Origin of the sequence: Actinomyces bouchesdurhonensis, from assembly GCF_963540955.1 — a bacterium.
Taxonomy (GTDB): Bacteria; Actinomycetota; Actinomycetes; order Actinomycetales; family Actinomycetaceae; genus Pauljensenia; species Pauljensenia bouchesdurhonensis.
Genome location: NZ_CAUTSL010000010.1, coordinates 1 through 13,412, shown reverse-complemented (window position 1 = coordinate 13,412; position 13,412 = coordinate 1). Strand labels below are relative to the sequence as shown.

11 protein-coding genes are annotated in these 13,412 nt (G+C 64.9%); 6 read left to right on the top strand and 5 right to left on the bottom strand.

All coding sequences use genetic code 11. The annotated features are described in order from the left end of the window. The first annotated feature begins 80 nt into the window (after positions 1-80). Positions 81-1,070, top strand: a complete 990-nt coding sequence (locus RYL44_RS02925) for an L-lactate dehydrogenase (RefSeq protein WP_073983451.1) — start codon at positions 81-83, stop codon at positions 1,068-1,070. A gap of 67 nt (positions 1,071-1,137) precedes the next feature. Here the strand turns inward: RYL44_RS02925 and lexA are convergent, their stop codons facing one another. After that, complete coding sequence (lexA, locus tag RYL44_RS02920; RefSeq protein WP_314768165.1) at positions 1,138-1,812, bottom strand: transcriptional repressor LexA; 675 nt, start codon at positions 1,810-1,812, stop codon at positions 1,138-1,140. A gap of 185 nt (positions 1,813-1,997) precedes the next feature. On the opposite strand from lexA, the gene RYL44_RS02915 reads away from it, so the two are divergent. Together RYL44_RS02915 and nrdR are read left to right on the top strand one after the other, a co-directional pair. Continuing rightward, on the top strand, positions 1,998-2,462 hold the full coding sequence (locus tag RYL44_RS02915; RefSeq protein ID WP_073983453.1) for a LysM peptidoglycan-binding domain-containing protein: 465 nt from the start codon (positions 1,998-2,000) through the stop codon (positions 2,460-2,462). 56 nt (positions 2,463-2,518) lie between these two features. Then, complete coding sequence (gene nrdR / locus RYL44_RS02910) at positions 2,519-3,088, top strand: transcriptional regulator NrdR (RefSeq protein ID WP_276738453.1); 570 nt, start codon at positions 2,519-2,521, stop codon at positions 3,086-3,088. Positions 3,089-3,141: 53 nt separating this feature from the next. Here the strand turns inward: nrdR and RYL44_RS02905 are convergent, their stop codons facing one another. From RYL44_RS02905 to RYL44_RS02895, 3 genes are all read right to left on the bottom strand, one after another. Further along, a complete protein-coding gene (locus RYL44_RS02905) occupies positions 3,142-5,004 on the bottom strand; it encodes an AMP-binding protein (RefSeq protein WP_314975037.1) in 1,863 nt (620 codons plus the stop codon). 86 nt (positions 5,005-5,090) lie between these two features. Further along, positions 5,091-6,296: a phosphoglycerate dehydrogenase gene (gene serA / locus RYL44_RS02900; protein ID WP_314768171.1), complete on the bottom strand. Its 1,206-nt coding sequence runs from the start codon at positions 6,294-6,296 to the stop codon at positions 5,091-5,093. Between the two features lie 60 nt (positions 6,297-6,356). Then, the gene (locus RYL44_RS02895) at positions 6,357-8,630 is read right to left on the bottom strand and encodes a HelD family protein (RefSeq protein WP_073983457.1); all 2,274 of its coding nucleotides are present in this window, start codon (positions 8,628-8,630) and stop codon (positions 6,357-6,359) included. A 178-nt stretch (positions 8,631-8,808) separates the two neighbouring features. On the opposite strand from RYL44_RS02895, the gene RYL44_RS02890 reads away from it, so the two are divergent. After that, the gene (locus tag RYL44_RS02890) at positions 8,809-9,885 is read left to right on the top strand and encodes a PAC2 family protein (RefSeq protein ID WP_073983458.1); all 1,077 of its coding nucleotides are present in this window, start codon (positions 8,809-8,811) and stop codon (positions 9,883-9,885) included. Positions 9,886-9,993: 108 nt separating this feature from the next. On the opposite strand, the gene RYL44_RS02885 is transcribed toward RYL44_RS02890, so the two are convergent. Then, a complete protein-coding gene (locus RYL44_RS02885; protein WP_314975036.1) occupies positions 9,994-10,815 on the bottom strand; it encodes a spermidine synthase in 822 nt (273 codons plus the stop codon). A 47-nt stretch (positions 10,816-10,862) separates the two neighbouring features. On the opposite strand from RYL44_RS02885, the gene dinB reads away from it, so the two are divergent. Together dinB and RYL44_RS02875 are read left to right on the top strand one after the other, a co-directional pair. Further along, positions 10,863-12,203: a DNA polymerase IV gene (gene dinB / locus RYL44_RS02880; protein ID WP_314803578.1), complete on the top strand. Its 1,341-nt coding sequence runs from the start codon at positions 10,863-10,865 to the stop codon at positions 12,201-12,203. A 66-nt stretch (positions 12,204-12,269) separates the two neighbouring features. Continuing rightward, positions 12,270-12,695, top strand: a complete 426-nt coding sequence (locus RYL44_RS02875) for a DUF3040 domain-containing protein (protein WP_073983460.1) — start codon at positions 12,270-12,272, stop codon at positions 12,693-12,695. The last annotated feature ends 717 nt before the right edge of the window (positions 12,696-13,412 follow it).

Sequence of the window (13,412 nt, the reverse complement as noted above, 5' to 3'; positions counted from 1 at the left end):
GCGAAAAATCGTGTAAATTAGCCATCAGGCCTTCCATGACCTGCAACAACGGAAGCGCCTGCTCACACTAGGAGAGACACGTGGAAAACAAAGCGCAGACCCTGTACCCCTCGAAGTCCTCTGGACGACCCTCAAAGATCGCCATCATCGGTGCTGGCGCCGTTGGTACCGCTGTCGCGTACGCGTGTGCGATGCGTGGCGACGCGCGTTCGATCGTCCTCCAGGACATCAACAAGCCTAAGGTTGAGGCCGAGGCCCTCGATATGGCCCACGGCATCCAGTTCACCCCAGCCGGTTCCATTGAAGGATCCGACGATGTTGAGATCGTCCGCGGATCCGACCTCATTATCGTGACGGCTGGCGCGAAGCAGCAGCCGGGGCAGTCCCGCCTGGAGCTGGCCGGCTCGACCGTCAACCTGATGAAGAAGATCGTTCCGAACCTGCAGAATGTGGCTCCTGACGCTCGCTTCATGTTCGTGACCAACCCGGTGGATGTCGTCACTTACGTGGCGCTGAAGCTGACCGGTCTGCCCCGCAACCAGGTCTTCGGTTCTGGCACTGTGCTGGACACCTCTCGCCTGCGCTACCTCGTGTCGCGTGAGACCGGCGTAGCCACGCAAAACATTCACGCATACGTGGCCGGTGAGCACGGCGACTCTGAGGTTGCCCTGTGGTCCAGCGCCGAGATCGGCAATGTGCCGCTCTCCCAGTGGGGTCCGACGCTGAGCGGTCGCGTCTTTGACTCGGCCATGCGCGACTCCATTGCGCAGGAGGTCGTCCAGTCCGCCTACAAGATCATCGAAGGCAAGGGAGCAACGAACTACGCGATCGGCCTGTCCGCTGCGAACATCGCGGGTGCGGTACTGCGCGATGAGCAGCGCGTCCTCACTATCTCGACGCTGCTCGAGGACTGGGAGGGCATCTCGGATGTCGTCATGGCCGCCCCGACGATCGTTGGACGCGACGGCGCGGGACGAGTCCTGAATCCGCCGCTGACCCTTAACGAGCGCGACGGCCTGACCGCCTCGGCCGAGCGCCTGCGTCAGGTGGCCCGCGACCTGGGCTTCTGAGCCTTCTTCGCTTTCCTTAATGGCGCCGACCCCGTCTGGGGTCGGCGCCATTGGTATGTGCGGGGGGTCAGAGGGAGCGGATGACGGTGACGACCTTGCCGAGGATGGTGGCCTCGTCGCCGGGAATGGGAGAGTAGTCCGGGTTGTGGGGGAGGAGCCACACGTGGCCGCCCGTGATGGACAGTTCCTTGACGGTGGCCTCGCCGTCGATCATGGCGGCCACGAATTCTCCGTTGCGCGCATCGTTTTGGGAGCGGATGACGACGTAGTCACCGTCGAAGATGCCGGCGTCTATCATGGACTGCCCGCTGACTTCGAGCATGAAGAGGTCTCCGTGCCCCGTCATGGAGGTGGGTAGATGGAACACGTCCTCGACGTGCTGTTCGGCAGTGATGGGTGAACCCGCAGCGATGCGGCCGACGAGCGGGATCGCCGTGCCCTCTTCCGCCACGTGGGAGAAGGGGATTTCAATGCGGACGACGGGGGAGGGGGCGGGCACCTCGATGCCGAGCTCGCTGCGCGCCTTGTCGGTTAGGTCGAGGGCGCGCGGTAGGCCGGGTTCGCGTGCGAGGTAGCCCTGCGCCTCGAGTGCGTCGAGGTGGTGTTTGACGGTGGAAGGGGATGCGAGGCCCACTGCGGATGCGATTTCGCGCACTGAAGGAGGGAAGCCGCTGGCCTCCAGCTTGTCGTTGATAACTCGCAGGATTGCGCGGTGCCGATCGGTGATTGGACGGTCGGTCATGGGGTCCTCCTGTGTGGGCGGATGCAGATGTGCATGGGTGGTTGTCCACTGGTGATGTCAAGTTTAAGCCGTAAATGCGCGAGTATGAAACATATGTTCGAGTGTGCCTCGACATTGTCGCCCGCGCATGCTATCGTACAGGTGTTCGACGAACATGTGTTCGATCCGTCGTTCTGGAGGTTGCCATGAGTCTTTCCTACGCTGCCACGTCCACCGTTTCCTTCCCCGCGCGTCGCTCATCGAAGCGGCCTGTGACGGATGCGCCCCTAGCGACGGTGAGAGACATTTCCACCGCTCCTTCCGCGCGCCGACGCGTCGAAGCCCAGCGCGCGGATGACCCCTCCTTCCTTCGTGCACCTGTGGCACCTCGTCGCGTGGTGCGTGCCTCCCGTCGTACCCTTGTGGTGGGGGTCCTCGCCACGATCGCTCTGTCGGTGGGGGCAGGGGCCCTGGGATTGGCCCTTCAGCCCGCAGCGTACGATGGGCCAACAGTCATTAAGGCGGCGGTTAGTGGGGACTCCGTCTGGTCGCTCGCACAGTCTGTTCGAAGCGAGCGACCGCTCGAGGACATTGTTGCGGACATTGAGCGCCTCAACGACATTGACGGTGCTCTTCAGCCTGGACAGCGCATCGTTGTGCCCGTTCGATAGCGGTGGCGGATGGGACTCTTGTGACAAGGGTGGACTTCAACGTGTACCGTTGAAGGGTGCACTGCCCTTTCTGTCATAACCCTGATTCGCGCGTCGTCGATACGCGCATCGCCGACGACGGTGCGTCGATTCGGCGCCGTCGCGAGTGCACGCACTGTAAGAAGCGTTTTACGACCTTGGAGACATCGTCCTTTCAGGTCGTCAAGCGCTCGGGCGTCGTCGAATCTTTCTCCCGCAATAAGGTTGTCTCCGGCGTGAAAAAGGCATGCCAAGGCAGGCCGGTTTCCGACGACCAGCTCGCGATTCTCGCCCAGCAAGTGGAAGAGAAGTTGCGTTCGACCGGCGTATCAAACGTATCGACCAACGAAGTCGGTAAGGCGATCCTGCCCTTCCTGCGCGACCTGGATGTCATCGCCTACCTGCGTTTTGCGTCCGTGTACCGGGCCTTCGACACGCTCGAAGATTTCGAAGAAGCAATTCGTGCTCTGCGCGAACGCTCCCAGGGCGTCGTTTCTCGAACCCAGGAAGAACCGGGCGAGGAGCCTGTCGCCCCGAAGAAGGCTCGCAAGACGCGCGCGAACCGCAGGCGGCCAGCCGTTGGCCCAACCCTGCTTGGAGACCAGTAGCATCCGCGTCCACAAGGGATACGGGAGGAATCGTCCAAGCGATAACGCTGGTCCTACTTGTTACCCTTCGTGAAACGCTCACTCGTATGCGTCGCGAGTTTGCGCACGGCAGCCGTTGCCTCGCTGGATGCTTCCGACGCGGCCACTCGGACCCCGGCGACCTTCTCAGACACGGATTCGCGGGCCCCCGCCACGGCCTCGGACACCGCTTCGCGGGCCCCCGCCACGGCCTCGGAAGTCGCTCCGCGAGCCCCCACGATCTGCTCGCGTACCCGCTTGCGCATGACTTTGCCCAGCTGAGAGCGAGGTAGCTCCGTCATAACGACGAGCTGTCGGGGCAGGGCGTAGTGCGCTAAAGACTTTTCTGCCCACTGGCGTAGGTCGGTGAGCGTGACGGACGCGCCCGACTCGAGAACGACGGCTGCGACGACGTCCTCGCCGCTCTCGCCAGCCGGGACACCCACGGCAGCAACATCGGCGATACCCGGCATCGAGCGCACGGCCTCTTCTACCTGCGAGGGGTACACGTTGAAACCGGAGGAGTTGATCATCTCCTTGCGCCGGTCTGCCATGAAGATGAAACCGTCGCGTACCTGGACCAGGTCACCCGTGCGCAGCCATCCGTCGGCTGTGAAGACCTCCGCGGTCTCATCGTCTTGGTTCCAGTAGCCGGAGAATACCTGTGGGCCGCGCGCGATGAGTTCTCCGACCGCTCCCTCCTCGACGTCGCGCCCGGGATCCTCGGAGTCGACGATGCGCACCTGCGTGGAGGGGAAGGGGATACCCAGCGCCCCTCGAGCCCTCGAGGACGCCAGGGGTGAGCCGAGGAGGATCGGGGAGGCCTCGGTCATACCGTAGCCCTCGATCATGAGGCTACCGGTCGCCTCCTCCCACTTCTGGGCCAGCGGTGCAGACAGGGGCATAGCGCCCGACAGTGAGAAGTGGATGGAGGACAGGTCCACGTCCGTGCCCTCGGCAGCAGTCAAGAGCCGCTCATACATCGGGGGTACGCCCAGGAAAAAAGTGCAGGGCAGTCGGCGCTGCGCGGCCAAGACCAGGGCGGTGTCGAACTTCGGGAACATGGCGACGGTCGCACCCAGGCGCAGGCCTGCCAGGAAACCGATCGTGAAGCCGAAGGCGTGGAACAGAGGCAGGATGCAGTAGAAAACCTCGGCACCCTCGTGGAGGACGGGCACCCACGCGATGGATTCCTCGACGTTGGCGCGCAGGTTCGCGTGCGTGAGGGCGGCGGCCTTCGGTACGCCCGTCGTACCGCCCGTGTGGATGAGCAGGGCGACGTCGTCCATGTGGGAGGGACACTGTCCCTCCCACGGCGCCGCCGCGCGCATCGCGCGCGTCCAGGAGCGTGCCCAGGCGGGACGCGGACTCGCGAGCTGTTCGCGCTTGGCGCGCGCGGCCTTCAAGGGGAGCTTAAGCGCCATCCTCGAGGCCGTGGGAAGCGCCGTCGTGAGGTCCATGGAGAAGGTGGTGTGCCCCCGCCCCAGGAACGTCAGTTTCTCCAAAGCTTTCGACCAGGCGATGGTGACCCGGGCACCGTGACGCTCGTACTCGCCCTGCAGCTCGCCGGAGGGTGCAAGCGGGTTGTGCTCGACGACGATGGCGCCGAGCATCATCGTACCCAGCACCGCGACCGCGTGCTGGGGGCAGTTGGGCATGACGAGGGCGACGCGGTCGCCGGGACGCACGCCCGCCTGGTGCAGTGCTCCCGCGCACCGGCGCATCTGTTCGGCTAATTCTTCGTAGGAGAGCTGACGCGCGAAAAAGTCGATGGCCGCACGCTTCGGATACCGGGAGGCGACCTCCATGACCATGTCGGGGATCGGCTGGTCGGGAGTGGCTATTTCGTAGGCGACTCCGGGCGCGTACAGTGCGCGCAGCTTCGACGTCAGGTCCATCTGTCCTCCTGTGGAGATGTCCCCCTTACGATACCGTAAGTTACGGTCTTGTTAGACCACTGAGGAACGCGACGAATACGACAGTTTTACAGCGGAGTTGCGATGAGTCGCACCGTTTCGGGCAGGTGGGTCAGCTCTTCGAGGGCCTCGCGGCCCAGGCCGGCAGATATGTCGGTGAGCACGTAGCCGACCTCGTCCACGGTGGCCAGAATCTGAGCGTCGACGTTTGCCTCGGAGGAAGCAAAAATCTGGTTGACGCGCGCCATGACACCAGGGACGTTGCGGTGAATGAGGCGCACGCGGTACCGCGAACGCTTGCCGGGGGTCATCGTCAGGTTCGGCAGGTTCACGCTCATATCGGTGGAGCCGCTTGCCTGGTATTCGCCGATCTTCGCGGCCACGAAGCGTCCAATGTCGTACTGGGCCTCCTCGGTGGATCCGCCGATGTGCGGGGTGAGGATGACGTTGTCGAGGGTGGCTAGGGGCGAGGCAAACGGATCGCCGTTGGCGCGCGGCTCCTCGGGAAACACGTCGATGGCAGCGCCGCCGAGGTGTCCGGACACGAGCGCGGCGTGCAGGGCCTCCACGTCGACGACGTGCCCGCGCGAGAGGTTGATGAACAGGGCGCCCGGCTTCATGAGTTCAAACTCGGTGCGCCCAATCAGGTTCGTGTTGGATTCCTGGCCGTCGACGTGCACGGAGATGATGTCCGCCTCGCGCAGCACCGCTTCCATGGTGGGCATCTGCGTGGCGTTGCCCAGGGCCAGGCGCTCGGCGGCGTCGTAGAAGATGACGTTGAGGCCCATGGCCTCGGCCAGGACGGACAGCTGGGTTCCGATGTTGCCGTAGCCGATGATGCCAAGCGTGTGACCGCGCACCTCGTGCGCGCCATCGGCGCTCTTGTCCCACACGCCCCGGTGCAGGCGCGAGTTCTTCACGGTCACGCGGCGCGACAGGTCGATGATCTCGCCGATGGCGAGTTCGACGACGGAACGCGTGTTGGAGTAGGGGGCATTGAACACGGCGATGCCCATGTCGGTGGCGGTGGCCAGGTCGATCTGGTTGGTGCCGATGCAAAAAGCCCCGATGGCCTTCAGGTTTGGGCGTGCGCGCAGGACCCGTTCGGTGACCTCGGTTTTGGAGCGAACGCCTAGGTAGTCCACGCCGTCGAGGGCGTCGATCAGGTTATCTTCGGACAGAGCACCTTTCACGCGGGTGACCTCGATACCGAACTTCGCGAAGATCTCGTCAGCGATGGGGTGTGAGTTTTCCAGTAGCAGTGCGCGTGTCATGCTTCCATCATGGCAGATGGGAGCCAAGCCGGCGTGGGCGCGTCACTGTGTGGTCTGCCGCTACCACTCTTCCATGCCCGCGGGCAGAGGACTGGCGTGGACGACGTGGACGTCGTGGGTGGCGCGCGTGAGGGCGACGAAGAGGTCGCCGGTGCCGTCGCTCAAGATTTCGTTGGGTTCGACCAGAACGACAGAATCGAACTCGAGACCCTTGGATGCGTTGGCGGACAGAAAGGCGACACGCTCGGATAGCGCGCTCTCGCCGTTCGCATCGGCTCCCCACGCGCGGGCGCGCTGCGTGCCGACGATGATGGCGATGCGGCCCAGCGACGCTCCGGCTTCGCGATCGAGGCGTTCCTCAGCAATTCGCTGGGCGTCGCGTGCGGCCTGCCACAGAGGGTCGGCCTGCGGGGACGAGGCCGTGGCGGCCTCGGGTACATCCACGTGGGTCACCCGGTAGCATCCTTCCACGTCGCGCACGGCAGTCATCGGATAGAGGACGGGTGCTCCGGCGCGAGCCACCACTGCCTCTGCTAGAGCGGTGAGCGTGGCGGGGGTCCGGTACGACACAGTAAGGGCGTACTCGGCAGCAAAGGCGCGTGCTGCGGGGCCCAGGGCCTTCTCCCACGATGCGGGCCGCTTGGAGCCCCGGCGCTGATCGAGGTCACCGACGACCGTGAAAGAACGCGACGGGCAGCGGCGCAGGAGAGCGCGCCACGCCATAGCAGACAGCTCCTGCGCCTCATCGACCACGATGTGGCCGTAGGCCCACGTGCGATCCTTCGCTGCGCGCTCAGACAGAGGAACCAACGCTTCCTGCGCTGCGCTGCGCTCGGCGAGCATCTGAGCTGTCACGATTCCGCCGCCCAGGTTTTGCCCCTCGATTGCGGCGCGCGCCCTCTCAATCGCGTCGGCGTCTGAATCCCGGGAGGGAGCTGAGGCGGGAGGCATGGGGCCCAGCAATTCCTCGCACTCATCCAGGATCGGCACATCCGACACCGTCCAGGGCGCGCAGCGTGGCCGCACGAGGAGCGCTAGCTCGTCGGGGCGAAGGGGAGACTTCGCACGCCTATTCGCTGCCGCAAGAACTTCCGGCTTGGCGTAGAGCCTGCGCAGTAGCGTCTGCGCGCTCGTCGGCATCCACGCCGTGTTGATCGCGCGGCGGCAATCCACCGAATCGCGGATTTCGATCAGCCACGAACGTTTAATATCGGGATCAACGTTCCCATTCGAGTCCGCGTCGCCTGCCTCACGCGCCAAGCGCAGTGCTAAGACATCCATAAGCTCACGCGCGAACGATTCGCGCGCCACGTTGTGTGGCCGCCCCGTGCGCTTGGCGCGGCGACGGGCGCCTTCGACGTCCGCGCGCGTCAGCGTGACCGTCCGGTTCCATACGCGCAGTTTCTGGTCCTCCTTGGGGACTTTCGCCAGCGCCCGAACCGCCTCCTTGACGAGTGCCGCCCACGCTGGCAGTCCCTTGATTCGAGCCACGGCCTCGTCCTCGCTGACCCGGGCGTGCACGCCGGGCACCAGATCGCCCATCGTCACCGACACGACGCCCGTTTCACCCAGCGAGGGCAGCACCTGCTCGATGTAGCGCAAAAACAGGCGCGAGGGCCCCACCAACAGCACGCCGGATCGTTCCAAGCGCTCGCGGTGGGCGTAGAGGAGGTAGGCGATGCGGTGCAGGGCAACGGCTGTCTTGCCGGTTCCAGGGCCTCCCTGGACGACGAGGAGGCCCTTATCGGACGCGCGGATAATACGGTCCTGCTCGGACTGGATGGTGGCGACGATGTCGCCCATGTGCCCGTCGCGCGCCTCGCTGAGAGCGTGCATGAGCGCTCCCTCGCCCTGCAGCTCTAGTCCCTGCGCGGCAGAAGCATCGAGAAGTTCATCCTCCAGCCCCGTCACGCGCCGATCACGCGTCGAAATGTGGCGGCGACGCACAACGCCCTCAGGCTTGGCCGACGTCGCCTGGTAAAAGGGGCGCGCCGCCGGGGCACGCCAGTCGACGAGCAGGGGAGTGCCATCCTCGTGGGACAAAGACAGTCGACCCACGTGACGCGTCGAGGAATCCGTCATGTCAAGGCGACCAAAGACGAGGCGCTCCTCGACACCCTCCAAGCGTGCGGCCATCTCCCCCAGGTGCGCGGAGAGAGCCTCTCGCTCCGTCCATGCCTGAGCGTTCCCAACCCCGTGCGTCGAATGGATACGTCCCTGACGCTCCCGGTAAGAGGCGCGCAGCGCGTCCAAGCGCGCGTACGCGCTGTCGACAAAGTCCTGTTCAGGCAACGGAAGGTCCGTGCGTGGCTCCTGATGCGCGCCCGTCGTCATACGTCCTCCTCGTTGTTGGTGGCCTTCTATTGTTCCTCACTTTTGGTCGCTGCGCTGCGATCAGTCACTACGAGACGAGGTAACTTCGCCGCAAGCTCAAAACGTGTCCCCACGTGACGAGTTGGGCATCTCGCGGGTACGTTAGCATGATGGAGAAGGTTGAGGATGAGGAGGAGACGTGAGCATCACCGCGACTGACCTTTACGAGGATGGGCCTGCAGCAGGCGCGAAGGCTAAAATCCTCCTCATTCACTTCGACGGAGCGATTGACGCCGGCGGTGCCGGGCGCATGGCCATCGGTCAGATGTTGCGCTCACTGCACAATGAGCGCGTCGCAACCTTCGACGCGGACACCCTCATGGACTACCGTTCCCACCGTCCCATCGTGACGGTCGAGGACTGGGTCTCCTCCCCGGACATGGTGATGCCCCAGACTGTCCTCGACCTGGTTGAGGATGACATGGGCAACCCGATCCTGGTCCTTCACGGCGCGGAGCCTGACTCTCATTGGGAGTCCTTCACGGAGGCGATCAACGACATCTGCGAGCGTGCGGGCGTTGAGATCACTTTCTCGCTGCACGGAGTACCCTCCGGTGTACCCCACACGCGCCCTACTCCCGTGCACGTGCAGGCCACCGACGCGTCGCTGCTGCCGACCAGTGGCCCCAAGATCACGAATCACATGCAATTCCCCGCGCCGCTGTCCACCTTCGTGCAGATTCGCATGGGGCAGCGAGGCATCGGTGGACTCGCGCTGTTGGGAGCGGTCCCCTATTACATGGCGGACACCGGCTACCCGGCGGCTTCTTCCGCCCTGCTCACTTCCCTCGCCAAATTCGCGGACCTCTCTTTGCCTGTGGGTGACCTCGAACAGGGGGCCGCTCAGGATCAGGAGAGCATCGAGAAGCTCGTTGAGGGTAGCCCCGAAATCTCCCACACAGTGAGCGCCCTCGAAGAACACTTTGACGCCTGGAACGGAGGCGACGGAGCGATTCCGCTGCCCGGCATGGGGCAATCTGCCACTACGCGGGGAGAAGAAAAGGGCGCTAAGGACATTGGCGATGTTATCGAGGCCTACCTGGCCCAGGTCTCGCGCGCCAAGGAGGAAGAGACCCAGTCCATCCAACGCGCCCCACGCGTCGACGGCCAGCAGCCAGCGGCCAAGCCCGATACCCTCGAAGACGTACTTGCCCGCCTTGAGGCGCGCCGCAACGGACGCAATCCAGGACCCTCTGCGCCGCGTCACCGCGCTTAAGCGGCGAGGCTACCCCGCAGCATTGACGCTCGAGAAGGGAACGCTCCCAAAGGGAGTGCCGGGACCCTTGTCACGAGCAGGTGCGCACGCGCCGGTGGGGCGGCCCCGTCACGGAGAAGCCGGATAGCCGACCTGCTCATCCATCAGGGGCGGGCAGCCCGCCACCCACCGCTTCAGCTCCGTCGGTCTGGTGATGCGCGCAGGGAGCGCGAGCGTGCGCAGTGCACGATCGATGTTGTCCGCATCCACCACACCGTCTGCGCAAGCAACGGCGACCACGTTACCACGCCGACCGCCGCGCCCCACCTTCGGATCCTGGATGGTAGCCACGAAGGGAAAGACCTCCTGCAGGGTGGCCACATCTTGGCGAGCATTGGCCGGCCCACCGTGCGCGCAGTTGACCAGGCAGACGCCCGAGGGAGAGAGCACTCGGCGAACCTGGCGGGCAAACTCCACCGTGCGCAGATGCCCCGGCGTCACCCCGGCCGCAAACGCGTCGCGCACGATCACGTCGAAAGTCCCTTCTCGCGTGCTCTCGAGAACCACACGTCCATCGCCCACGCGAATTTTTACCTGCGGTGCCTTCGGGATTGGGAAGTACTGGCGCACCCGCGCGGCGAGTGTCCCATCGATCTCCACCGCGACGTGACGCGACTGAGGGTATTGCCTGGACCACGCGCACGCCAGCGCGCACGCTGCACCTCCCACGTGAAGCGCGCGAAAGCGGCGCAGGGTCCCCAGCCAGGAGTCCGCGATAACGCTCATGTGCTGCATGTACTCGAACTCCAAGTACGTCGGGTCTGACGTGTCCACCGCCGAGGATTCCACTCCGTCCAGGAAGAGAGTTGCGCGCGGACCATCCCAGCGAATGCGCGCGGAGCTGAAATCCGTTTCGAAGGAGATGTCGCGTGACGACGATGAGCGTGCCATGGTGGACACTGTAACCGTGAGATGGGGCATCGGCGTCAGGAGGTGACATGTCAAACGCTCCCAGGGATGCGCGCGCCAAACGCGATTGGGGATCGGACGATACAGCCACGCCGATCCTGCACGTGGACATGGACTCTTTTTTCGCTCAGGTTGAGATGCGCGAGGACCCCAGTCTGATTGGTCGCCCCATCGTCGTCGGTGGAACCTCCGGCCGAGGAGTCGTCACTTCCGCAACCTACGAGGCACGCGCCCTCGGCGTGCGCGCAGGCATGCCCACGTCACGCGCCCGCGCGCTGTGCCCTGCGGCCGCGTTCATCCCTGGCAACCACTCCCTCTACCGGCACTACTCTCAGCAGGTCATGGAGATCCTCGCCACCATAACGCCGGTGCTCGAACAGGTCTCCATCGACGAGGCTTTCCTCGACGTGTCGGGAGCCAGACGTCGCCTCGGCCCACCCACTCGCATCGCCCGCATCATCCGTGCCCGTATTCGGGAAAGCGTCGGCCTGCCCGCGTCCGTAGGCATCGCCGCCACCAAATCGGTGGCGAAAATTGCCTCCTCACATGCAAAGCCCGACGGCCTGCTCCTCATCCCGCAGGACGCGACGGTGGAATTCCTGCACGGCCTGCCCGTCGGAGCACTATGGGGGGTCGGCGGTCGCACCGGCTCCATCCTCGATCGTGAAGGGATCGATACGATCGGTGACCTCGCTCATGCCCCCGTCGCGCGCCTGTCCAAGCTCCTTGGCGTCGCCTCAGCCCACCATCTCCATGACCTAGCGTGGGGCATCGACCCCCGAACGGTCACAACCTCCCGACCTGAGAAGTCCGTCGGCATGGAACGAACTTTCGAGGATGACGTGCGCTCGCGGTCTCAGATTGAGGAGTTCATTCTGGCTGCCTCCCACGACTGTGCGCGACGCCTGCGTGCCGGGGATGTCGTCGGGTGGAGCGTCGGTATCAAGATGCGCGGTGCGGACTTCCACACGATCACGCGCAGCATGAGCCTGGTCGCCCCCACCGACACTGGGCGTGACATAGCCCGCGCCGCCCAATCGCTGTTTGCCCGTGAGGACATGCCCATCGGGGGAGTGCGCCTCTTCGGTGTGCGTGTCGAGGGACTCCAGTCGCGTGCGGGGGGTGTCGCCGTCACACTGGACCGTGACGAGCGCCCCGCAGCTTCCGAACGTGCGATGGATCAGATTCGTTCCAAGTTCGGTGCGGGTGCTCTGGCTCCCGCAACTCTTCTCGGCAAGACACTGCCCGGCAGGCGTTCCTCGGGCATAGATGCAGCCGGGAGTGTTGGTGGAACCCGCGTGGCCGGTGTCTCGGACAGGCGCGCGAGCGGCTCGCGAGCCGGTGAAGGCGAGCAGGGGACTCTCCTGTGAGCTGGTTCGTCTCCCGTGGGAGGCACACGCTAAGCTTGGGCAGTAGTCGTCCGAAAGGGGCATGCAATGGCTCTCACTGAGTATGAGAAGAAGGTCCTTGAGCAGATGGAGGCGTCTTTGCGCGAGGAAGACCCTGCGCTCGCCTCGCACATGTCTACCTCCGCTCCCGAGAAGGATGCTGAACCCGCTCGAGGCCCCCGCGCCCCTCGACGCATCGCGCTCGGTTTTGGTGGGGCGGTCCTTGGTATGGTTGTCCTCGTTGGCGCTGTGTCCCTCGGCTATTCGCTCGTGTCGATCCTGCTGGGGGTCGTTGGCTTCGCACTTACTGTCGGCGGCATCCTCTACGCGCTTTCCAGGCCGAGTTCGGCGCTTTCTGACGAGGCCGGGGTTCGACCCAGGCAGAAGAAGGACAAAGAGAAAGAGACCGGTGGCTGGGATTCTTTCATTCAGGATCAGGAGCGCCGCTGGGATGATCGAAAGAACGATGACTGACCTGACTGACTGCCGGGTTGGGGGCGGGGGTGCGCGTGGGCGCGCCCCCGCTTCGCTGTCCGTGAGGGCATGATCTGACCTCCCTGCCGTGCTTCCCGCGTGTTCGGCACCGGGCTCCACGGGTGAGGGAGCTGCGCCTGGGCGTGTCCGCAGGGTTTCTTGCTCTTCGGCCGCCGCGAGGGGGGAATTGCGTCAATAGGGACGCGACACGCCGACGACACGCCGCAGCGATGCGTCTAATGGTGCAAAACCCCCATCCGCCCCGGGCGGGCCTCATGGCCCGCTCCACAATCCTCCCCACGGCGCTCCCCACCGTGCCCCACGGGGTTTCCCGCTCTCTTCCCTGTCGCGAGGGGGGAATTGCACCAATAGGGACGCGACACGCCGGCGACACGCCGCAGCGATGCGTCTAATGGTGCAAAACCCCCATCCGCCCCGGGCGGGCCTCATGGCCCGCTCCACAATCCTCCCCACGGCGCTCCCCACCGTGCCCCACGGGGTTTCCCGCTCTCTTCCCTGTCGCGAGGGGGGAATTGCACCAATAGGGACGCGACACGCCGGCGACACGCCGCAGCGATGCGTCTAATGGTGCAAAACCCCCATCCGCCCCGGGCGGACTCCACGGCGCTCCCCACTTTCCTCCTCGCCGCGGACTCCCCACCGCGCTCCCCACCGTGCCCCACGGGGTTTCCCGCTCTCTTCCCTGTCGCGAGGGGG